The 21,323-nt window shown below is 70.9% G+C and carries 17 protein-coding genes; 6 read left to right on the top strand and 11 right to left on the bottom strand.

What is annotated here, in order from left to right:
* Positions 1–3 precede the first annotated feature (3 nt).
* Positions 4–1,392, bottom strand: coding sequence for an FAD-binding oxidoreductase (locus tag QOL88_RS22365; RefSeq protein WP_097218785.1), 1,389 nt, complete (start codon positions 1,390–1,392; stop codon positions 4–6).
* 460 nt (positions 1,393–1,852) lie between these two features.
* Here QOL88_RS22365 and hemB point away from each other — a divergent pair, with 460 nt between their 5' ends.
* A complete protein-coding gene (hemB, locus tag QOL88_RS22370) occupies positions 1,853–2,851 on the top strand; it encodes a porphobilinogen synthase (protein ID WP_097218787.1) in 999 nt (332 codons plus the stop codon).
* 8 nt (positions 2,852–2,859) lie between these two features.
* On the opposite strand, the gene QOL88_RS22375 is transcribed toward hemB, so the two are convergent.
* Complete coding sequence (locus QOL88_RS22375) at positions 2,860–3,588, bottom strand: DUF4232 domain-containing protein (RefSeq protein ID WP_097218790.1); 729 nt, start codon at positions 3,586–3,588, stop codon at positions 2,860–2,862.
* 228 nt (positions 3,589–3,816) lie between these two features.
* Here QOL88_RS22375 and QOL88_RS22380 point away from each other — a divergent pair, with 228 nt between their 5' ends.
* The 3 genes from QOL88_RS22380 to QOL88_RS22390 all read left to right on the top strand — a co-directional run bounded on the left by QOL88_RS22380 (position 3,817) and on the right by QOL88_RS22390 (position 7,672).
* A complete protein-coding gene (locus QOL88_RS22380) occupies positions 3,817–5,271 on the top strand; it encodes a helix-turn-helix domain-containing protein (protein WP_097218792.1) in 1,455 nt (484 codons plus the stop codon).
* Between the two features lie 105 nt (positions 5,272–5,376).
* The gene (locus QOL88_RS22385) at positions 5,377–6,279 is read left to right on the top strand and encodes an SAM-dependent methyltransferase (protein WP_097218794.1); all 903 of its coding nucleotides are present in this window, start codon (positions 5,377–5,379) and stop codon (positions 6,277–6,279) included.
* Between the two features lie 160 nt (positions 6,280–6,439).
* Positions 6,440–7,672: an aminotransferase-like domain-containing protein gene (locus QOL88_RS22390; protein ID WP_097218796.1), complete on the top strand. Its 1,233-nt coding sequence runs from the start codon at positions 6,440–6,442 to the stop codon at positions 7,670–7,672.
* Here QOL88_RS22390 and QOL88_RS22395 read toward each other — a convergent pair.
* Entirely contained in the window at positions 7,638–8,423 is a 786-nt protein-coding gene (locus tag QOL88_RS22395; RefSeq protein WP_097218798.1) for a DUF4253 domain-containing protein, read from the bottom strand. The two genes, QOL88_RS22390 and QOL88_RS22395, sit on opposite strands and share 35 nt — an antisense overlap.
* A gap of 95 nt (positions 8,424–8,518) precedes the next feature.
* Here QOL88_RS22395 and QOL88_RS22400 point away from each other — a divergent pair, with 95 nt between their 5' ends.
* Positions 8,519–9,019, top strand: coding sequence for a DinB family protein (locus QOL88_RS22400; RefSeq protein WP_097218800.1), 501 nt, complete (start codon positions 8,519–8,521; stop codon positions 9,017–9,019).
* Between the two features lie 63 nt (positions 9,020–9,082).
* Here QOL88_RS22400 and argS read toward each other — a convergent pair whose 3' ends face one another.
* A complete protein-coding gene (argS, locus tag QOL88_RS22405; RefSeq protein ID WP_097218802.1) occupies positions 9,083–10,846 on the bottom strand; it encodes an arginine--tRNA ligase in 1,764 nt (587 codons plus the stop codon).
* Between the two features lie 149 nt (positions 10,847–10,995).
* On the opposite strand from argS, the gene lysS reads away from it, so the two are divergent.
* A complete protein-coding gene (lysS, locus tag QOL88_RS22410) occupies positions 10,996–12,741 on the top strand; it encodes a lysine--tRNA ligase (protein ID WP_097218804.1) in 1,746 nt (581 codons plus the stop codon).
* Positions 12,742–12,788: 47 nt separating this feature from the next.
* Here lysS and QOL88_RS22415 read toward each other — a convergent pair whose 3' ends face one another.
* From QOL88_RS22415 to QOL88_RS22445, 7 genes are all read right to left on the bottom strand, one after another.
* A complete protein-coding gene (locus QOL88_RS22415; protein ID WP_257027854.1) occupies positions 12,789–13,886 on the bottom strand; it encodes a class I SAM-dependent methyltransferase in 1,098 nt (365 codons plus the stop codon).
* The gene (locus QOL88_RS22420) at positions 13,883–15,148 is read right to left on the bottom strand and encodes a tetratricopeptide repeat protein (protein ID WP_257027855.1); all 1,266 of its coding nucleotides are present in this window, start codon (positions 15,146–15,148) and stop codon (positions 13,883–13,885) included. Before QOL88_RS22420 ends, QOL88_RS22415 begins: the two co-directional genes overlap by 4 nt.
* Positions 15,149–15,201: 53 nt before the next feature.
* The gene (locus QOL88_RS22425; RefSeq protein WP_097218808.1) at positions 15,202–16,353 is read right to left on the bottom strand and encodes an MFS transporter; all 1,152 of its coding nucleotides are present in this window, start codon (positions 16,351–16,353) and stop codon (positions 15,202–15,204) included.
* On the bottom strand, positions 16,350–17,465 hold the full coding sequence (locus tag QOL88_RS22430) for an ATP-grasp domain-containing protein (RefSeq protein ID WP_257027856.1): 1,116 nt from the start codon (positions 17,463–17,465) through the stop codon (positions 16,350–16,352). The genes QOL88_RS22425 and QOL88_RS22430 overlap by 4 nt, the downstream gene beginning before the upstream one ends.
* A gap of 458 nt (positions 17,466–17,923) precedes the next feature.
* Complete coding sequence (locus tag QOL88_RS22435; protein ID WP_097218813.1) at positions 17,924–19,213, bottom strand: DUF2637 domain-containing protein; 1,290 nt, start codon at positions 19,211–19,213, stop codon at positions 17,924–17,926.
* Between the two features lie 115 nt (positions 19,214–19,328).
* Positions 19,329–20,219 carry a DUF3558 family protein gene (locus tag QOL88_RS22440; protein WP_179878933.1) on the bottom strand — a complete coding sequence of 297 codons (891 nt, stop codon included), beginning with the start codon at positions 20,217–20,219 and terminating at the stop codon, positions 19,329–19,331.
* Between the two features lie 134 nt (positions 20,220–20,353).
* Complete coding sequence (locus QOL88_RS22445) at positions 20,354–21,169, bottom strand: hypothetical protein (protein ID WP_097218818.1); 816 nt, start codon at positions 21,167–21,169, stop codon at positions 20,354–20,356.
* Positions 21,170–21,323 lie beyond the last annotated feature (154 nt).

Raw genomic sequence — 21,323 nt, forward strand, 5'->3', positions numbered from 1 at the left:
CGGCTACGCGGGAGTCACCGCGTGGCCGTAGCGCAGGAGGTTGTCCGGGTCGTAGACGGATTTGTCGTGGCGTAGGCGGGCGTAGACCTCCGGGGTCCAGGCGCGGGCGCGGTCCTGTTCGTCGCCCGGGGTGCCGTGGATGTTGACCATGGTGCGGCCCGTTCCGTACGGGGCCATGGCCGTGTAGAGGCCGCGTGTCGCCTGCTCGACGGCCTCGGCCACGGGTGGGGCGGGCATGATGCCGACCGACTCCATGAAGTAGCGGGCGTCGCGGGAGCAGACGGCGTCCTCGACGGCGGACGGGCGGGACAGCGCGCCGCCCATGTGCCGCAGGGAGGCTACGAGGAGGGGGTACTCGGCGCCGGCTGCGGGGCCGACCTGCTCCAGGAACGTGCCCATGGCGTCGGGGGGCAGGTCGCGCAGGAGCATGCAGCACTCGCGTGCCGGGAGCGGGTCCTGGGGTTCCATGTGGATGCGGTCCATGGCCGCGTGATCCATCTCCTCGACGGTGTCGACGGCGACGGGGGCGGCCTCGCGCAGCGGCGCGATCAGGGCCTGGCCCTCGGCCGGGTCGCCCGGCCACGCGATCGCGACCCGGGCCCAGAAGCCGCCGCGCAGGGGCTCCGGGATCTGCGGGATCGGCGGCAGGCGCAGCACCGAGAACATGCTGCACATCTCGTCCGGGACCGTGCGGGTCCACTCCGCCCAGGCCCGCAGCAGCGTCCGGGTGTGTTCGGCGTGGCAGTGGAGGCCGCCGCCGTACAGGCGGGGGAGCGGGAGCAGTTCGGTGATCAGTGAGGTCACCACGCCCACGTTGCCCTTGCCGCCACGCAGCGCCCAGAACAGTTCCGGTTCGTGGCGTGGGTCCGACTCGCGCAGGTGCCCGTCCGGGGTGACGACCTGGAAGGAGCGGACCAGGTCGGCGGCGTGGCCGTAGGCCCGGCCGAGGACCGGGAGTCCGCCGCCGAGGGTGTAGCCGACGACGCCCGCGTCCGTGGAGGTGCCGCACAGGCCCGCCAGGCCGTGCGGGGCGGCCGCGGCCATGACGTGGCTCCACTTGGCGCCGGCGGCGATGGTGGCGGTGCGGGTGGTGGGGTCGACGTGGACGTCCGTCATGCGGGACGTGTTGATCAGCAGGCCGTGCTCGATCGGGAAGTTGGCGCCGTGGCCGGTGGCCTGGACGGCGACGGGGGTGTGGGTGGCGTGTGCCCAGCGCATGGCGGTGACGATGTCGTCGGGGCCGGTGGCGCCTATGGCCACGTCCGGGGTGTGCAGGGAGGCCAGGTTGAAGCCGGTGACCTCGTCGGCGTAGGCGTCTTCTCCGGGGCGTAGGACGGGGCCGTGGATCTCTGAGAGGGCGAAGAGGTCGGGGGTGTGGTGGGGGGCGGTCATCGCGTCCTCCGTGGGGGCGGGTACGGAGGGACTGCGGCGGTGGGTGTGGGCCGGCCGTCGGGGTCCTTGTCCTTGCTGTTTCAGGATGGACCTGGGGGTGTGGGGGCGCATGCGGGGGCTGTGGGCTTCGGGGGTGCTCGGCGTGGGTGCCGGGTGCCGGGTGCTGCTTGCCTCGTGCTGGGGGGCGGGGGGTTTCGAAGCCCGGCGGAGCGGGGTGTCGCGGCGTTAGGGCTGGGGGCGGGTGGGTCCGCAGCCCGGCGGAGCGGGGTGCTGCTGCGCCCACCCGTGCCGCCCTTAGCGGCACGCATGCCCGCAGTTGGAGTGGGAGCGCATGCCCGCGGGCGGAGGCGGCCCGCAGCCGGGCGGGCGCCCCGTACCTGGGCGGGGCGGGCGTCCGCAGCTCGGCGTGGCCGACAAGGCGTCGGTATCGGGGGGTTTGGGGCGGGCGTAGCGTAGGGGCATGACGACGTACGGATCTTTCCCCGGTACTCGGCCGCGGCGGTTGCGGACCAACCCCGTGATGCGTCGGATGGTCGCCGAGACCCGGTTGCACCCCGCCGATCTCATTCTCCCGGCCTTCGTGCGGGAGGGCGTCAGCGAGCCCGTGCCGATCACCGCGATGCCGGGGGTCGTGCAGCACACCCGGGACAGTCTGAAGAAGGCCGCCGCGGAGGCGGTCGCGGCGGGGATCTCCGGGATCATGCTGTTCGGCGTGCCGGAGGAGTCGAAGAAGGACGCGCTCGGGACGCCGGGAACGGACCCGGACGGGATCCTCCAGGTCGCCCTCCGGGACGTGCGGGCCGAGGTCGGCGACGATCTGCTCGTCATGTCCGACCTGTGCCTCGACGAGACCACCGACCACGGGCACTGCGGCGTCCTCGACGAGCAGGGCCGGGTCGACAACGACGCGACCCTGGAGCGGTACGCCGAGATGGCCCAGGTGCAGGCCGACGCCGGCGCTCATGTCGTCGGGCCCAGCGGGATGATGGACGGGCAGGTCGGGGTCGTCCGCGACGCGCTCGACCAGATCGGGCGGGAGGACGTCGCCATCCTCGCCTACACCGTCAAGTACGCCTCCGCCTTCTACGGGCCCTTCCGGGAGGCCGTCGGCTCGTCCCTGCGAGGGGATCGCAAGACCTACCAGCAGGATCCCGCGAATGTGCGTGAGTCGCTGCGGGAGCTCGCCCTCGACGTGGAGGAGGGCGCCGACATGGTGATGGTCAAGCCGGCCGGTCCCTACCTGGACATCCTCGCCCGGGTCGCGGACGCCGTGGACGTGCCCGTCGCCGCCTACCAGATCTCCGGCGAGTACTCGATGATCGAGGCCGCCGCCGAGAAGGGCTGGATCGACCGGGACCGGGCGATCATGGAGGCCCTGACCGGCATCCGCCGGGCCGGTGCGCGGAGCATCCTCACCTACTGGGCCACCGAAGTGGCCCAGAAGCTCAAGGATCAGTAGGTCGAGGATCAGTAGGTCAGCGCGTCGTCCATGTCGCGCAGCCAGTACGTGACCGTGAGCGTGCTGTCGTAGTACACGCCCTTGGCCGGCAGGGTCGGGAGCGCGGAGGGGCCGCCGTCGCTGTTCGGCGTGCGGCCCTGGAAGCCGACGGTGAGCTTGTGGCTGGTCGTGCCCCACTCGCCGCTGCCGTCTGCCGCGGACAGTGAGACACCCGCGTAGCCGGACTCGCCGGGGGCCAGCGTCGTCACCGCCTGCGGCTTGGAGTCCTTGATCGGCCGCGGGACCCACTGCATCTCGTCGAAGCGCAGGACCGGGTAGTAGGTCAGGTCGCACATCTTCGAGCCGGTGTTCTTCACCGTGAGCAGCATGTGGTTGAGGGGGCGGCGGACCGGCTGGGCGGTGACGGTGGTGTTGGAGCCGTTGCAGGACACGCGGGTCGCCGTGGTGCCCTTCGCGGCCTTGTCGCCCTTCGCGGACTTGTCCCCCTTGGTGGGCTGCGTCCCCGTCGCGCCGGTCGTGCCCTGCGCGCCGGTTGCCCCGGTCGTGCCCTGCGTACCGGTCGCGCCGGTCGTTCCCTTCCCGCTGTCCCCGTCCCCGGCCGGGTCCGTCGCGGTGACGGTCGCCGAGGCCGGGTCGGGGTGCGCCGCGCCTTCGTCCTTCGTGCCCGTGCCGTTCTGGCAGGCCGTCAGGGCGAGGGCGGCCAGGAGGGCGACGGGGAGGGCGTGGTACTTGCGCATATCTTGCGTTTCCTTTCGGACAAAGGCAGTGGGAAGCGGGCCCTGGCGGGTCGCGCTGTCGGTGGGCCGGGAGCGGCGTGCTTGGATGACCAGAGCTTGTGCGGTGGTCCGTCCCGGCCGCCAGACCCGGCGGGGGATCAGGGACGTTGGAACGCCCGCAGATGCTGTGACCAGGGAGAACAGTCATTCCCTGGAACGGGGGAACGGGACACGGGGCATGGAGGAGCGGTGTCGGAAGGCACGACCGCGGCGGCATTCGCCGCCCTGCTGGGGGAGTTGAAGGAGCGCTCGGGGCTGAGCTACGGGGTGCTCGCCAAGCGGCTCCACATGAGTACGTCGACGCTGCACCGGTACTGCAACGGGGATGCCGTGCCGACCGATTACGCGCCGGTGGAGCGGCTCGCCCGGCTGTGCAAGGCGTCGCCGGAGGAACTCGTCGAGCTGCACCGTCGGTGGGTGCTGGCGGATGCGGGGCGGGTGCGCAAGGGGAGTGGCGGCGGTACGGGGAACGGCGTTTCGGGGGGTGTGGGTTCGGGGGGCCCGGCTGCGGGGAGTGGCGCTTCGGGGGTGAGCTCGCCGGAGGTGCCCCCGACAGAGGTGACTTCGACAGACGTGACTTCGACAGACGTGACTTCGACAGAGGCGGCTTCCTCGGAGGCCGGCGTCCTGGTGCCGAAGGGCGCGACCTCGGAGGCCGACGTACCCGAACCGTCAGAGCCCGCGGGCCGCCCGCGCCCCCGTCGCGCCCTGCTCGTCGGTGTCGCCGCGGCCGTGGTGCTCGGCGGAGTCGGTCTCGCCGTGGCCGTTCCCTCCGGTGGGTCGGACGACGAGGGGCGACGTGGTGCGGCGGCGGCCTCCGGCGGTGGCGGCGGGCAGGAGGGAAAAGGCACGGCTGCGTCCGTGTCGCCCTCGGCCGGTTCGTCGGCGGGCCGCGAGGACAAGGACAAGAGCAAGGACGGGAAGGGCAAGGGGAAGCAGACTGCGTCCGAGTCCCCCACCTCGGCCTCACCCGGCACAGGCACCGGCAAAGGCAGCGGCGCCGGTGGCACCGGGCGGGACAACGCCCCCGCCTCCGCTCCCCTCACCGTGGACACGGAGCCGCACGCATGGGAAAGCCCCTGCTCCCAGCGCTACTTGATCGATCTGCCGCCGGGGCGGGTCGGGCCGCCGCCGCCGGAGCAGGACGCGCCCGGCTGGGTGGCGGCCAACGGGGCCGTGCCGTCGGGGGAGCAGTTCCTGAAGCTGACCGTGCAGGGGAAGGGCCAGGAGACCGTGGTCGTCAAGCGGCTGACGGTCCGTATGGCCGGCAAGCGGGCGCCGCTCGCCTGGAACGACTACGCCATGGGGTATCCCGGCGTCGGCTGCGGCGGTGGCGTGCCGACCCGGTTCTTCACCGTCGCCCTCGACGCCGCGCGCCCGGGGGTCGTGCCCGAGGCGGGGCACGCGAACTTCCCCTTCAAGGTGAGCGAGAGCGACCCGGAGGTGTACTACATCCGGGCCGACGCCTCCGCGTACGAGGTCAGTTGGTACCTGGAACTGGCCTGGTCCAGCGGCGACCGCACCGGCACACTGACCGTGGACGACCACGGCCGGCCCTTCCGCACGAGCGGCAACAACGGGCGCCCGGCGTACGAGTTCCCGCTGGGCGGCGAGAAGTGGGTCGAGGAGGGGACCACGCAGTAGTCGGCCCCGGGCGATCGTACGGGCACCGCCAACTCGGTTGAACCGTTAGGTTGTTGACCGTAGTGGTGGTTGCTGATTGAACAACCTACTTTCAGGGAGACGTCCATGTCCGGTGATGCCCTCAGCCAGGATCCCGCCGAGCTGCAGAGGAGGATCGACAGCAGCAAGGCGCACCCGGCCCGCGTCTACGACGTCTTCCTCGGCGGCAAGGACCACTACGCTGCCGACCGGGACGCGGCCGCCGCCGCACTGGCCGCCAACCCGCGCGGGTACCTCGACGTACGGCACAACCGCGACTTCCTCCGGCGTGCGGTGACCACGCTCGTGGAGCAGGACGGCATCCGGCAGTTCCTGGACATCGGGACCGGGCTGCCCACCGCCGAGAACGTGCACCAGATCGCGCAGCGGATCACGCCCGAGTCGCGGGTCGTGTACGTCGACAACGACCCCGTGGTGCTCGCGCACGCACGCGCCCTGCTGACCAGCGGACCCGAGGGGCGTACGGACTACATCGACGCCGATCTGCGGGACCCGGCCCGCATCCTCGAACAGGCCGCCAAGACCCTGGACTTCGACCGGCCGGTCGCGCTCTGCCTGGTCGCGGTCCTGCACTTCGTCGCGGACGAGGAGGCGTATCCGCTGGTGAGCGGGCTGCTCGACGAACTGCCCGCCGGCAGCCGGCTGGTGCTGAGCCACCTCACCGAGGACCTCAACCCCGAGAACATCCGCGCGGTCCAGCGGACCTACACCGAGCGGGGGTTCACCTTCGTGCTGCGGTCCCGGGCCGATGTCGAGCGGTTCTTCACGGACAACGGGCTGGAGATCGCCGACCCGGGCATCGTCCCGGCGCACCGCTGGCGGCCCGACCACGCCGCCCCCGTCCCCGAGCAGCCGGAGGAGTCCTACCTCGCCGGACTGGAGGCGATCGAGAAGGTGCGCTACCGCGACATCAACGACGTGACGGACGCGGACATCAACGTGTACGCGGCGATCGGCGCCAAGGGCTGAGCCGCGGGTCGCCCGGTCCGCGCCCCGTGCGCGCGGCGGCACCAGCCGCGCCGCCGCGTGACCGGCGGGGCGTCCGGATCCCGGAAACCTGCTTGTAGGCGACACGTACTTCCTTAGGCTGCGGGGCACCAGGCGTCACCGCAGCCGAAGGAGCCGTGTCATGACCGTCGCCGAGCCCCTGCCCACCCACTCTCCCGTGCCGCCCCTGGCCGCCCGGGCGCGGGCCGTCGGCGGCTCCCCCGTACGGGACATCCTCGCCGTCACCGCCCGACCCGAGGTGATCAACTTCGCGGGCGGGCTCCCGGCACCGGAGCTGTTCGACGCCGAGGGCATCGCCGCCGCGTACGAGACGGTGCTCGCCGAAGCACCCGCGCGGGCGCTGCAGTACTCCACGACCGAGGGCGAACCCTCGCTACGGGATGCGCTCGCCGCCCGGACCACCGCGCGCGGCCTGCCGACCGGCCCCGACGAGCTGCTCGTCACCACCGGCTCCCAGCAGGCCCTCTCGCTCCTGGCCACCGCGCTGCTCGAACCCGGGGACACCGTCCTCGTCGAGAGCCCCTGCTATCTGGCCGCGCTCCAGGCCTTCGGCCTCGCCGGGGCGCGCATCGTGGCCGTGCCCGGCGACGAGCACGGCATCGACCCCGGGGCGCTGGAGGAACTCGTCGTGCGCGAGCGGCCCAAGCTGCTCTACACCGTGCCCACCTTCCAGAACCCCACCGGCCGGACACTGCCCGCCGAGCGGCGCGCCGCCGTGGCCTCGGTCGCCGCCCGGCGCGGACTGTGGATCGTCGAGGACGACCCGTACGGGGAACTGCGCTACGACGGTGAACGCGTGCCGTGGATCGCCGCCCACCCGGGCGCCGAGGACCGGACGGTGCTGCTCGGCAGCTTCTCCAAGGTCATGGCGCCCGGGCTGCGTCTGGGCTGGCTGCGGGCGCCCGGCGAGCTGCGGCGCGCCTGTGCCGTCGCCAAGCAGGCCGCCGATCTGCACACCCCGACCGTCAACCAGCTCGCCGCGGCCCGCTACCTCGCCGACAACGACCTGGACGCCCATGTCGCCCGCGTCGCCGGCGTGTACCGCGACCGCCGCGACGCGATGCTCTCCGGGCTCGCCGGGGCGCTGCCCGAGGGGTCGGCCTGGCACCGGCCCGAGGGCGGCATGTTCCTCTGGGCGCGCCTGCCGGAGCCGTACGACACCACGGCCCTGCTGCCGCAGGTGGTCCGGCAGAACGTGGCCTACGTCCCCGGCGCCCCCTTCTACGCGGGCACGCCCGACCGGACCACCCTGCGGCTGTGCTTCGTGACGCAGACGCCGCAGGAGATCGGGGAAGGACTGCGCAGGCTGGGGGAGGGGCTCAGTCCCACCAGAAGTGCCACGTCCGCCGGTTGAGGACCTGGTGCTCGGCGTAGGCGCGGAGGGTCGGGTCCGCGCCCTGGTGGATGTTGTCGGGGCAGAACGCGAGGTGCTCGGCGGCGACGGCTCGCGCGGCGGCCGGGGTGGTGGGCGGGGCGGCCACGGACACCAGCAGGTGATCGAAGCCGAGGGCTACGACACGTATGCCGAAGCGGTCCTCCCAGGAGCGGAGCACCGCGCTGAGCCGGGCCGTGTCGCCCTCGTGGTTCACCGGGCCCGTCCAGCCGATCGCCGTCGGGATGTCCGCGCTGCGGCGGGCCGGAACGAGGGCGAGGCGGGGGTCCTTGAGGGGGCCGCCGTCGCCGAGCAGGGCGTCCACGGTGCCGGCGGCCACGCTGTCCGGGTCCTGGGCCCCGGGGGCGGCATCGGCCGGGCCGGGCCAGGCTTCGCCCTGCGCGGCGTGCTCTTCCCAGTGCTCCGCCAGGACCTCCTCGGCGTCGTGGTCCCCGGGGTAGGACACCTCGCCCGGCATCAACTCCCAGCGGTCCGGGCCGCCGTGGCCGTCGCCCGTCTCCAGGACGACCGGCAGGAGTCCCGCACGACGGGCCGGCTCCAGCGCCGTCCAGCCGCCCGGGACGGCCCGTTCGCCGGCGCACCACAGCAACGGCTCGTGCCAGGGGCCCTCGTCGGTGGTGTCGAGGAGCGTCCCGGCGGGGAGCCGGAGGCCGAGCGAGCCGCCGCTCGGGTCCGCCGCCAGCTTCGGCAGGAGGTTGGGAAGAGTCGCCATGGTGGTGACTGTAGAGCCGCGCACTGACAATCCGACCCGGCCGACGACCGCCGTAGCGGACAGCAACTGACCTATTTCCTCCCTACGGTCGGGACATGACCACTTCCTCAGAGAAGACGGACCTGCTCGCCGCGTTCGCGGAGCAGCGCGCGCTGTTGCTGATCACCGTGCGCGGACTCACCGACGCGCAGGCCGGGCGGCGTACGACGGTGAGTGAGCTGACGCTCGGCGGCATCGTGAAGCACCTCACCACGGGAGAGGAGATGTGGACCCGGATCATGTCCGAGCGCGACGGTGAACTGCCCGACGGCATGCTCGACACGGCGCAGTACCGCATGGCCGAGGGCGACACGCTCCCCGCGCTGCTGGAGCGCTACGCGTCGGCCGCCCGGGCCACCGAGGAGGCGGTGTCCGCGCTGCCGGACCTGGACGTCAGCGTGCCGCTGCCGAAGACGCCCTGGTCCCCGCCGGAGCCCGAGTTCCGGTCCGCGCGCCGGATCCTGCTGCACCTGATCAGGGAGACCGCCCAGCACGCCGGACACGCGGACCTGGTCCGGGAGACCCTGGACGGCGCGAACACCACGGCGCAGCGCTGACGCCCGAGGGCGGCACCCCCTGTGGGAGTGCCGCCCTCGGCGCGGTCGCGGGAGAACCAGGCGTCAGAGCCGCTCGGGCGTCCGGATGCCCAGCAGGGCCATGCCCCGGTGGAGTGTGCGGGCCGTGACGTCGCAGAGGAACAGGCGGTTCTCGATCTGCTCCTGCGTCTCGGCCTTCAGGACCGGGCACTTGTCGTAGAACGTCGTGTACAGCGACGCCAGCTGGTACAGGTACGCCGCCAGCTTGTGCGGGGCGTACTCCGTCGCCGCCTCCGCCACCGTCGCCGCGAACGAGTCCGCGTGCAGGCCCAGCGCGCGCTCCGCCTCGTGCAGCTCCAGCTCAGGGTGCGCGGCCGGGCGGGAGGCGCCGGCCTTGCGCAGGATCGACTGGATACGGGCGTAGGCGTACTGGAGGTAGACGGAGGTGTCGCCGTTGAGCGAGACCATCTGGTCCAGGTCGAACTTGTAGTCGCGGTTGGCCGACGTCGACAGGTCGGCGTACTTCACCGCGCCGACGCCCACCTGGGTGCCGCGCTCGGCGATCTCCTCCTCGGAGAGGTCCTGGGCCTTCTCGCGGACGACCGCCGAGGCGCGGTCGATCGCCTCGTCGAGGAGGTCGACCAGGCGGACCGTCTCGCCCTCACGGGTCTTGAAGGGCTTGCCGTCCTTGCCGAGGACCGTGCCGAAGGCCAGCTGGTGGGCCTTCACGTCGTCGCCCAGCCAGCCCGCCTTGCGGGCCGTCTCGAAGACCATCTTGAAGTGGAGCGACTGACGGGCGTCCACCACGTAGATGATGCTGTTCGCCTTGAGGTTGAAGACGCGGTCGCGGATCGCGGAGAGGTCCGTCGCCGCGTAGCCGTAGCCGCCGTCGGACTTCTGCACGATCAGCGGGACCGGGTTGCCGTCCGGGCCCTTGATGTCGTCGAAGAAGACGCACAGGGCGCCCTCGGAGCGGACCGCGACGCCCGACTCCTCCAGGAGGCGGCAGGTCTCGGCGAGCATGTCGTTGTACCCCGACTCGCCGACGATGTCCTCGTCGCGGATCTCCATGTCCAGCTTCTCGAAGACGGAGAAGAAGTAGATCTTCGACTCGTCGACGAACTTCTGCCACGTGGCGAGGGTCTTCGGGTCGCCCGCCTGGAGGTCCACCACCCGGCGCCGGGCACGGGTCTTGAACTCCTCGTCGGCGTCGAACAGCTTGCGGGCGGCCTTGTAGAGGCGGTCGAGGTTCGACATCGCCTCTTCGCCGGACGTCTCGTCGGCCTTGTGGTCCAGCTCGTGCGGGTGCTCCTCCAGGTACTGGATGAGCATGCCGAACTGGGTGCCCCAGTCGCCGATGTGGTGACGCCGGACCACGTTCTCGCCGGTGAACTCCAGCAGCTGCACCACCGCGTCGCCGATCACCGCGGAGCGCAGGTGGCCGACGTGCATCTCCTTGGCCACGTTCGGCTGGGCGTAGTCGATGACCGTGGTGCCCGGCTGCTCGGCGTGCGGCACGCCGAGGCGGCCGGTGTCGTCCGCGTAGCGCGCGGCGAGGTTCTGGGTGATCGCGCGGTCGGTGAGGGTGATGTTGAGGAAGCCGGGGCCGGAGACCTCGACGTCCTTGATCAGCTCACCCGACTCGACCCCGGAGACGACCTGCGTGGCCAGCTCGCGCGGGTTGGCCTTCTCCTTCTTGGCGAGGGCCAGGATCCCGTTGGCCTGGAAGTCGGCCCGGTCGCTTCGTCGCAGCAGCGGGTCCGCGGAGCCGGCCTGCGGCAGGGCCGCCGACAGGGCCGCCGCGAGGCGCTGGTGGACGGAGTCGCTGAGGGACGTGACCGAGGCCATAGGTAAGGGTGCCGTTCTCCTCGAGGGAATCGATAGACACGGCCAGTATCCCATGGGGGTAAAGCCGTTTTTCCGGGCGCGAGGTGGTCTGGGACAATGGGGCGGTCAGCCGTGCGACCGTACCGGCTGCCCGATGCAGAAAGAAGGACGTGCCGATCGTGGCTCAGAGCACCGAGACCACCGACTGGGTCTCCCGTTTCGCGGATGAGGTCATCGAGGAGTCGGAGCGCCGGGCCCCGGGCAAACCCGTCGTCGTCGCGTCCGGCCTGTCACCCTCGGGCCCCATCCACCTCGGCAACCTGCGCGAGGTCATGACCCCGCACCTCGTCGCCGACGAGATCCGCCGCCGGGGCCACCAGGTGCGGCACCTGATCTCCTGGGACGACTACGACCGGTACCGCAAGGTGCCCAAGGGCATCGCCGGGGTCGACGAGGAAAGCTACAAGGAGCACATCGGCAAGCCGCTGACGTCCGTCCCGGCGCCGAAGGGCTCCTCGCACCCGAACTGGGCCGAGCACTTCAAGGCCGCGATGATCGAGTCGCTGGCCGAGCTGGGCGTGGAGTTCGACGGGATCAGCCAGACCGAGCAGTACACCACCGGTGTGTACCGCGAGCAGATCCTGCACGCCATCAAGCACCGCGGCGACATCGACGCGATCCTCGACCAGTACCGCACGAAGAAGGCACCGGCGAAGAAGCAGGGCCAGAAGCCGGTCGACGAGGCCGAGCTGGAGGCCGCCGAGGGCTCCGGCGCGGCCGGTGAGGACGACGGCAGCTCCGGCACCGTCGGGTACTTCCCGTACAAGCCGTACTGCGGCAACTGCGAGAAGGACCTCACCACCGTCACCTCCTACGACGACGACTCCACCGAGCTGACCTACGCCTGCACCGCGTGCGGCTTCTCGGAGACGGTCCGGCTGAACGAGTTCAACCGCGGGAAGCTGGTCTGGAAGGTCGACTGGCCGATGCGCTGGGCCTACGAGGGGGTCGTGTTCGAGCCGTCCGGCGTCGACCACTCCTCCCCGGGATCGTCGTTCCAGGTCGGGGGGCAGATCGTCGGGATCTTCGGCGGGAAGCAGCCGATCGGGCCGATGTACGCGTTCGTCGGCATCTCCGGCATGGCGAAGATGTCGTCCTCGAAGGGCGGTGTGCCCACCCCGGCCGACGCCCTGCAGATCATGGAGCCGCAGCTGCTGCGCTGGCTGTACGCGCGCCGCAGGCCCAACCAGTCCTTCAAGGTCGCCTTCGACCAGGAGATCCAGCGGCTCTACGACGAGTGGGACCGGCTGGACGCCAAGGTCGCCGACGGCAGCGCCCTGCCGGCCGACGTGGCCGCGCACGCGCGCGCCGTGGGCACGGCCGCCGGTGAGCTGCCCCGGACGCCCCGGCCGCTGCCGTACCGGACGCTGGCGTCCGTCGCCGACATCACCGCCGGGCACGCGGACCAGGCGCTGCGCATCCTCAGCGAGCTGGACCCCGACCAGCCGCTGACCTCGCTCGACGAGGCGCGCCCGCGCTACGACAAGGCCGAGGCCTGGATCAACACGCACGTCCCCGCCGACCAGCGGACGATCGTGAGGGACGAGCCGGACGCCGAGCTGCTGAAGTCGCTCGACGAGGCCTCCCAGCAGTCGCTGCGGCTGCTGCTCGACGGGCTGGCCGACCACTGGTCGCTCGACGGTCTGACGCACCTGGTGTACGGCGTGCCGAAGGTGCAGGCAGGGTTCTCCGCCGACGCCACGCCGAAGGAGCTGCCGCCGGAGATCAAGACCGCCCAGCGGTCGTTCTTCGCGCTGCTGTACCACCTGCTGGTGGGCCGGGACACCGGGCCGCGGCTGCCCACGCTGCTGCTGGCGGTGGGGCAGGACCGGGTGCGCGCGCTGCTCGGCCAGTAGTCGCCCGACAGGGAAGGGGCCCTCCGGCCGGAGGGCCCCTTCTCGTGTCAGGCCCCGGGCTTCTGGAACAGCAGCATCGTCGACGAGCCGAACGCCTCGGTGTCCGTGTGGGTGCTGCTCACCAGCCGGAAGCCGTGCCCGCTGATCTCCTCGGTGAGGGCGTCACCGGACCGCTCCGCGTAGGGGAGCACCTCCAGGCCGATGTTCTTCTCGCCGTCCTCGACGCGGATCCTGCGGGAGATGACCCGCCCCGGGACGAGGTCGGCGGAGATGCCGTCGTAGTCGGGGATGGAGAAGAAGCCCTTCCCCCACTCGCTCGCGCAGTGGTCCACGACGAAGTGCCCGCCCGGGCGGAGGATCTCGTGGACGCGGGAGATGTGGCGGGCCCGCTGCTCCTCGTCGACCAGCATGTGCAGGCAGCCCATGTTCATCGCGAGGTCGAAGCCGCCCTCCTCGAAGCCGCGCAGGTAGATGATGTCGCGCTCCATGAACCCGGAGGCGTCCAGGTTCGCGGCGGCGGCCCGCTCCCGGGCGCGGGACAGCGCCGAGTGCGACACGTCGACCGAGACGACGTCGTGGCCCTGCGACAGCAGGTAGAGGGAGTCGCGGCCCTCGCCGCAGCCCAGGTCGATGATCCGCCCGGCGAAGACGTCCGGGCGCTCGGCCATCATCTGGCGCAGGGAGGCGTTCGGCTCCGCCGACTCCCACAGCTCGGCGCCGTGCTCGTACACGGTCCGGTAGCGGTCCTCGTAGCCGTAGTAGTAGTCGTCGAGGGTGCCGACGATGCTGCGGACGTCGTCGCTGGTGGGGGAGAACTCCACCGGGGCGGCCGTGACGTCCGCGTCCGCGCCCAGCACCAGCAGCGCGGTGTCGTCCAGCAGCCCGATGGCCAGCAGGTACTGCGACTCCGTGCACTCGACGGCCTCGCCGACCCCGAAGGGCGCGCAACACTCCTTCAGGGCGTCCAGGGTCAGGGCCCCCGCCTTCTCGCACACGAAGACCGCCGCCCGGCCGTCGGTCACCTTGGCGGCGAAGCCGGACGGGCTGTCGAGCTGCCACACCGTGGTCCGGTCGGCGAGTTTGATCGTGCTCGGCGGCACGTCACCGGGCGCGGTCTCGTCGAGTATCGCTTGGTAAAGGCTCACTTCAGTACCCCCTGGGTGTGGCGTTCGGATGTGCGTAGCGCCGCCAGCCGGGCCGCGTACTCGTCGAGCACGGGGCTGCGGTGGCGGAAGATCCGGCCGGACTCGCGCAGGTGCTCGGCGAGTTCGTAGTTCCGGGAGCGGAGGGCCGCCTCGATCCCGGTGAGTTCGACGACGTCGCGCTGGGCGTTGCTGCCGCCCATCGCGAACGCCCGGTGGTAGGACCTGGCCAGCCGGTCGGCGGCGTCGGCGTAGTCGCCGGTGGTGAAGGAGCGGAAGCCGAGGAAGACGTCGACCATCTCCTCGGGCACCTCCTTGCCACGGGCCAGGACGGCTTCCAGGAGGGCGTCGGCGCGGCCGTACTCGCCGACCTGGCAGTAGGTGAGGTACGCGTGGAAGTCGTTGAAGAGGTACCAGCTCTCCTCCAGGTACTGCTCCCAGTCCTGGTAGAGCGAGCGCCAGTAGGCGGAGAGGTCGAGCTGCGGCCTGATCAGGGCGAGGCGCCAGAGCAGGGTGACGGCGTCCAGGTCCTCGGCCGAGCGCAGGGACGTCTTCCTGCGGATGCCGATGCGGTAACAGGCCAGCACTTCCTGGATGTTGTCCGCGTAGAGCTCGAACAGGGCGTAGTGCCACCAGACGTGGATGCGCATGGGGGTCGAGGCGTCCCGGCCGCGCATGTAGTCGCGGATGTAGCGGGCGCCCTCCTCGTGCCGGCCGGTCTCGTACAGGCAGTGCACCATCGCGTGCATCGCGTAGATGTCGTCGGCGTTCAGCGCGAGGGCGAGCCGGCAGCGTTCGATCGCCGCCTCGATCAGGCCGTTCTCCTCCAGCGCGAAGGCGTGCAGGCCGTGCAGATAGCCGATGACCGGGTCGTCGGGGGCGAAGGCCGACAGGGAGTCGGTCGTCGTGGCGAGCATGTGCGGGGCGTCGCCGAGGAAGAAGTCCAGCATGTGCACGGCGTAGATCGACACGGCGTCGCCGGGATACGTGTCGACGAGGGTCTGGAAGCCGTTGCGGGCGGCGACCAGGTCCCCGGTGGTCCAGAAGCCGAGGGCGGAGCGCATCGCCTCGGTCCGGGCGTCGGCGGGGCCGGTCTCCGCCGGCGCGGCGAGGATCGCGCCGGCCTCCTCGACCGCCGGGCGCTCCATGGAGCACAGCAGGTCCACGGCCAGGATCAGTTGAAGGGCCGCACCGGAGCGGCGACATCGGTCGTGGTCCAGTTTCATGGAGACGAGTTGGACGATCGCCCTCTCGACCCTTTCCATGTCCGGCGGGCTTTCCACGTGTTGCGGAACGCCTCGGGAATCGGTGAGCACGGTCATTCGGACACCTCCGCCGGTACGAGTCGGTTGTGCTGGGCCTTGCGAATGGCGTGGAACGAGAGAACGAGCAGCAGGGTCAGCGCGAACGGCGCCAGCCAGATCTGCGCGGAGAAGAATCTGCCGCCCGCGAGGACCACCGACAGCAAAAGGAGGGAGCAGGCGTTCGCGTTCGCCACGATCGCGCCCACCTGGCGTGGCGAGAAGTTCTCCGCGGCTTCCGCGCGCAGGAGTACACGCAGGGAACCGAAGGCACATCCGAGAGCGAACACGGCGACCAGCTGCGCCGCTCCGAATACCGGGACGACGGCCCAGATCACCATCGCCGCGGCCACCGCGGCGGCGGCTCCCGTCAGAACCCAGCGCACGTCCAGGGTTTTCGTCAGGCGGTGCAGGAAGGTTCCGGCAACGGCCATTCCGATGCCGAGCAGCATGTCCAGGACGCCGACGGTGAGCATGCTCCTGCCGTGGGCGAGGGCCTGCAGCGGCAGCATGAGGTTGAACGTCCCGAGGATGGGCCAGACCAGCAGGAAGGCCAGGAGGTAGAGCCCGTTGACGCCGCCCGCGCGCTGCGGCCCGGCCGTCTCGGGTTCCTCCTGCGCGCCGGTCGCGGTGCGGTGCGATCCGAGGCTCACGACCGCGACGACGGCGAACAGTCCGGCGCACACGACCAGCACCCACTCGGTCCGGATCAGGCGCGTGAACAGCGGGGCGAACAGCGGACCGACCATCAGGGCGACCTGGTTGACGGTCATGGTGAGCGAACTGTGCTTGCGCAAGGCCTCACCGCGCACTCCGGACGCCTCGTCGTTGAACCAGACCTCCCAGGTCGACTCCAGGTAGAAGAAGAAGATCCACAGGACGAAGTTCAGGGCGACGACCGCGTGCACCTGCGACCAGCAGGCGGCGATCGCGAGCAGCGTCAGACAGATCCCGGTGAGGCCCGCCGCGGTCATCCGCGCCCCGCCGGTGATCGGCGTGAAGCGAATCAGCGGCGGGACGAAGACGGCCGGGACGAAGGAGAGCGTGGTGGAGACGGCCAGCGCGTCGTAGCCGCCCCCCTGCGCGGACGCGATGTGCCAGTTCAGGAGCAGCAGCACCACTCCGTTGAAGAATCGGTAGAGACCGGAGTAGAGCGTGTACCGCGTCACGCCCCGGCCGCCTCACCCGTCACGAAGATCTGGCCGGACAGGTCCTTCGCCACCGTCACCGGCAGTGGCGTCTTCGCATCGAACAGCTCGTCCCATTCGAGCTCGACGAGGCCTTCCCGGGTGCTCCAGTTCTTGGCCGCGTGGGAGACATCGCCGGGCTTGGCGGCGATGTTGACGCTGCGCACCTCGGGCGGCAGCGGCTTCCCGTCGAGCACGTCCAGGATCCGGCCCGGCGCGGCCTTGAGGAACGCGATCGCCGAGGTCCTGACGGGCGTCGCGGCGGCGACGGTGTCCAGGAGGTCGAGGCCCAGGTAGGAACCGACGTGCAGCCGGTAGGGGTTGAGTTCGTAGGCCCGCTCGACCTGGTCCATGATCCCGTCGCCGCCCGGGCGGGCCGCCACCTCGATCACCCAGGGCGTCCCGTCCGCGCCGAACTTGATCTCCACATGGGCGAGACCCCGGTCGATGCCCAGCGCGACACACGCCCGGACGGCGAGGTCGGTCAGCGCCTCGTCGCCCGTGCGGTGACTCGGCACCAGGTGGGCGAGCTCGGCGAACCAGGGGCGCGGGGACAGGTACTTCTCCGTCACGGCGAGGACCCGCGCGCGCCCGGCACCGCAGAGCACCTCCACGGACACCTCGTCGTCGGAGTCGACGAACTGCTCGACCAGGTACTTGTCACCGAGGATCTTGAACGCCGCGCCGTACTGGGCGATGACGCCCTTGGACTCCGCGAGACCGGCCAGCGCCTCCTCGCGGGTGGTGGCCAGGACGACGCCGCCGCTGCCGCCGAAGTCGTACGGCTTGACGACGACGGGCAGGCCGAGGTCCTCGACCGCGTCGAGCAGTTCCTCCTCGGACTGCACCAGCCGGGACCGGGGGGTGCGCACACCGGCGGCCAGGAGGGCCTGCTTCATCGCGTGCTTGTTGCGGGCGTTGGTGACCGCGGTGGCGTCCAGGCCGCCCAGGCCCAGGGTGCGGTTCACGACGTTCGCCGAGTCCACCGTCCAGTCGTTGAGCGGCACGACGACCCGGGGGTGCCAGCCCCGGGCGGAGTGCCGGCGGATGGCCCGCAGCAGGGAGTCCGCGTCCTTGGGGTCGGCGGAGAGCATGGTGTCGAACGTGCGGTTCAGTCTGCGGACGGCGTCTTCCGACGCCGCCCAGACCGGTAGGCCGATGGCCTCTTTCGCGCCCGAGAAGGCTCTTTCCCGGAGATATTGGTCGGCTCCGAGCAGGAGTACATATTCTTTTGGCTGCATGGCTGCGCCCCCAACTTCCAGAATTCCCCCGCCATGCGACGTCGCTACGTGACATCGTCGCCCGGGAGTTGGGTGATAAAGTGAATCAATTCATCGCCGAGAGGGTCGCCGCAGGCTGCTTGCGGCGAACTCGTGTCATCTCTATCGGCGTGTCAGTGAACTGCCTGCATAGATCCCCCGCTTCCGCCGCAGGATCGTAGCCACGCGGCGCGGGGGCGCGCAAGGGATCGTTTTCGGAAATGGCCTGAACAGAGCCGTGTGCCGACCGGGGGCCCGGCGACGGAGCAAATGATTCCGAAATTTCCCCCCGGCTATGCGATGTGGTCCTCTTCCAGTTCCGCGTTGTGACGGTTCGTGAAGCGGTTGACCATGCGCTTGGCATCCTCCGGCGGGAGGCCGATGCCGAACTCTGCCTCCACGTTGTCGATGAGCTCGCGCGGCGTGGGGTAGCTGCCGTTGATCGACTGCTTGAAGACCTGGTAGAACGACTCCTCGTCCGGCTCCGGGAGGGGCGCGGAGCCGGGGGGCGGGGTGCCGCCGCCCTCGCCCAGTTCACGGGTGCGGCCCGGCCCCACCGGGATGGGGAAGCTGCCCGTGTCCTCCGGGGACGGGTCGAGCGGCTGGTCCTCCAGGTACTGCTCGGCTTGTTGCTGCTCCGCGAACCACTGGGCGTACTGCTCCGGGTCGTAGGCAGGGTCGTAGCCACCCTGGTACGCGACCTCGCGCGGGGTGTTGAACCACGGACTCTGGTCGGGTTCGGGCTCTGCTTCCAGGAACTCGGGAGCGGGGGCGCCGCCGAGCTCCGGGCGCTGCTCGCCGGGAGGCGCCGTCGCCCTGCGGGGGGCGGGAGGGGAGGAACCGGCAGGACCGCCTCCGTCCCGGGCGGGCGGGGTCGCCGCGTCCAGCGCCTGCTGGGGAGCCGGCGGGATCAGCGCCGGCTCGATACCCGCCGCCGCCAGCCCGGCCGGAGCCGTCTCGGCCAACGGCACCCCGTACCGCGCCAGCCGCAGCGGCATCAGGGACTCCACCGGAGCCTTCCTGCGCCACGACCGCCCGAACCGCGACCGCAGCCGCGCCTGGTAGACCAGCCGCTCCTGCTCCAGCTTGATGACCTGCTCGTAGGAGCGGAGCTCCCAGAGCTTCATACGGCGCCAGAGGAGGAACGTGGGGACGGGGGAGAGGAGCCAGCGGGTGAGGCGGACCCCCTCCATGTGCTTGTCGGCCGTGATGTCGGCGATACGGCCGATCGCGTGCCGGGCCGCCTCGACCGAGACCACGAACAGGATCGGGATCACCGCGTGCATGCCCACACCGAGCGGATCCGGCCACGCGGCCGCGCCGTTGAAGGCGATCGTCGCCGCGGTCAGCAGCCACGCCGTCTGGCGCAGCAGGGGGAACGGGATCCTGATCCAGGTGAGGAGCAGATCCAGGGCCAGCAGGACGCAGATGCCCGCGTCGATGCCGATCGGGAAGACGTAGGAGAAGTTCCCGAAGCCCTTCTTCAGGGCCAACTCGCGGACCGCCGCGTACGAACCGGCGAAGCCGATACCGGCGATGATCACAGCACCGGCCACGACCACGCCGATGAGAACGCGGTGCATCCGAGTCAGCTGCAGTGGCGCGGCCACCCGTACTCCCCTCCCCTTGCATGTTGTTGCGCGCAACAGGGTGGCACATGCGTGCGGAGAACGGGTGGCCGGTTCCCGTCGGAGATGCTCAGCTCTTCGACGCGGGCTTCTTCGACGGCGAGGCCGAGGCGTCCTTCGAGGGCTCGTCCGAGGCTTCCTTGGACGCGGACTTCGACGGCGACTTGGACGGCGACTTGGACGCGGACTTGGACGGGCTGCCGCCCGCCTTGCCGCCGCCCTTGCCGTTCGCCTCGGACACGGCGTCCACCGCCTCCTTGGCGGCCTTCTTCGCGTCCTTCAGCATGTCGGAGCCCTTCGGCGTCTTGTCGCCGGCCAGACCCGCGCCGTTGTAGTCGAGCGTGACCACGACGTTCTCGACGCGCGCCACGACCGTCTGCTGCTTGAAGGTGCCTTCCTTCTTCTTCAGGTCGTAGTGCACGGCCGTCGCCTGGTCGCCCGTACCGGTCACCGGCTCCGTCTTGACGCTCTTCGCGCCCTCGACGGCCTGGGCCTCCTGCACCTGCTTCTCGAAGTACTCCCCGGCCAGCTTGTCGGCCGGGCCGCGGGTGACATCCGACTCGAAGCGCAGCATCGACACGTTCAGCCAGCGGAACTGCGAGCCCTTCACGCCGTTGTTGTCGAGGCTGTTCCAGGAGCAGCTGCCCCGGGTCGAGATGTCGTCCGACTTGCCCTCCTTGCCGGACTTGCCCTTCGGGACGAGGTCCTCCAGCGTCTTCTTCGAGAACGCCTTGCACGGCTCCGGAAGCTTGCCGTACGCCGCCGCCTGCACGGTCGGTGACGGGCTCGCGGACGCCGAAGCGGCGGCATTCGCCGCCTTGTCCTTGCTGTCGCCGGAGCCGGAGTCCGAGGAGCAGCCGGCGGCGACCAGCATCACGGGGACGGCGGCCGCGCAGACAAGGACGCGGCCCCGGCCCTTCGCTCGCTGATCTCGCTCTTCACGCTGTGCTCGTCGCTGCATGGTTCCTTCACTCATGACGCTCGTGGTTCCCTGCGGTCGGAACGGGTCCGAGTGGTCACCGTACGCGGTGAGGCAACGGTTTGTTCTTCCTTCGGGTGCTTTGCGGGTACGCGTGAAGGGGCCGTGAAAGGGCCTCACTCGCTCAGCGAATCCGCCAGCTGCGAGGCCAGTTTCTGCGCCCTGTCCTGCATTTCCTTGCTGTCCGGGACGACGCCGACGGTCGCCGGCTGCTCCGCGTACTCGATGGTCACGATGACGTTGGACGTGCGGAACGCCACAGTCACCGTCCGCTGCTTGGCCGTCGAACCGGAGCTGCTGAGCCCGTCGTCGAGGAAGGCCTCGTCGCCGAGGTCCTCCAGCACCCGGGGCCGCAGTTCGGTCGGGGCGGCGGACACGGACGCCGAGGGCGAGGAGGAGCCGGACGGGGAGGGGGAGCCGCTCGGGGACGCGCTCGCACCGCCCGCCGGGGTGCTGCCGGTGGCCGTCTCGGTCGCGGTCGGCACGGGCAGGTGGGCCGAGGCCTCCCGCTCCGCGAAGAGCTGCTCGGCCTGGTTGTCGTCGCTGACGGCGTTGTCGTAGGAGACGACCCGCTCGAAGTCGATCAGCAGGTGGTCGGTGGCCTCCGGGGAGTCCACCTTCCAGCGGCAGCCGACCTTGCGGTCGGTGTCGAACGTGGTCGTGGGCTCGCCCTCGTAGGCCTTCTCGCGCTGCTCCTCGTCGCCGATCTTCGGAATGCCCGGGAGGAGTTCGTCGAGCGTGCTCTCGCCGACCTCGGCGCAGGGCTCGGGGAGCGTGCGGTAGCGGCCGGGCTCGGCGGCGGGCGATGCCGTGCCGGAGTCGCCCGGGTTGGAGCCGTCCGTCGTCCCGTCGTCGCCCGAACCGCCGGTGCAGCCGGCCAGAACCGCCGCGAGGAGCACGGCGATACCGGGTACGTACGCCTTCCGTTGCACGTGGTGGCCTCTCTCGACACGGATATTGGCTTGCCGCCCCAGGCCGGGCGATGAACACAATGTGTATCGCACGCACTGCCGTGAACGCCGGTCCGATTTCCCTTTCGTCGACCTTGGCTCCGGTATTTGCTGTTGAAGACTTCTGTTCGTTTAC

Source organism: Streptomyces sp. Ag82_O1-12, from assembly GCF_900182715.1.
Lineage (GTDB): Bacteria > Actinomycetota > Actinomycetes > Streptomycetales > Streptomycetaceae > Streptomyces > Streptomyces massasporeus.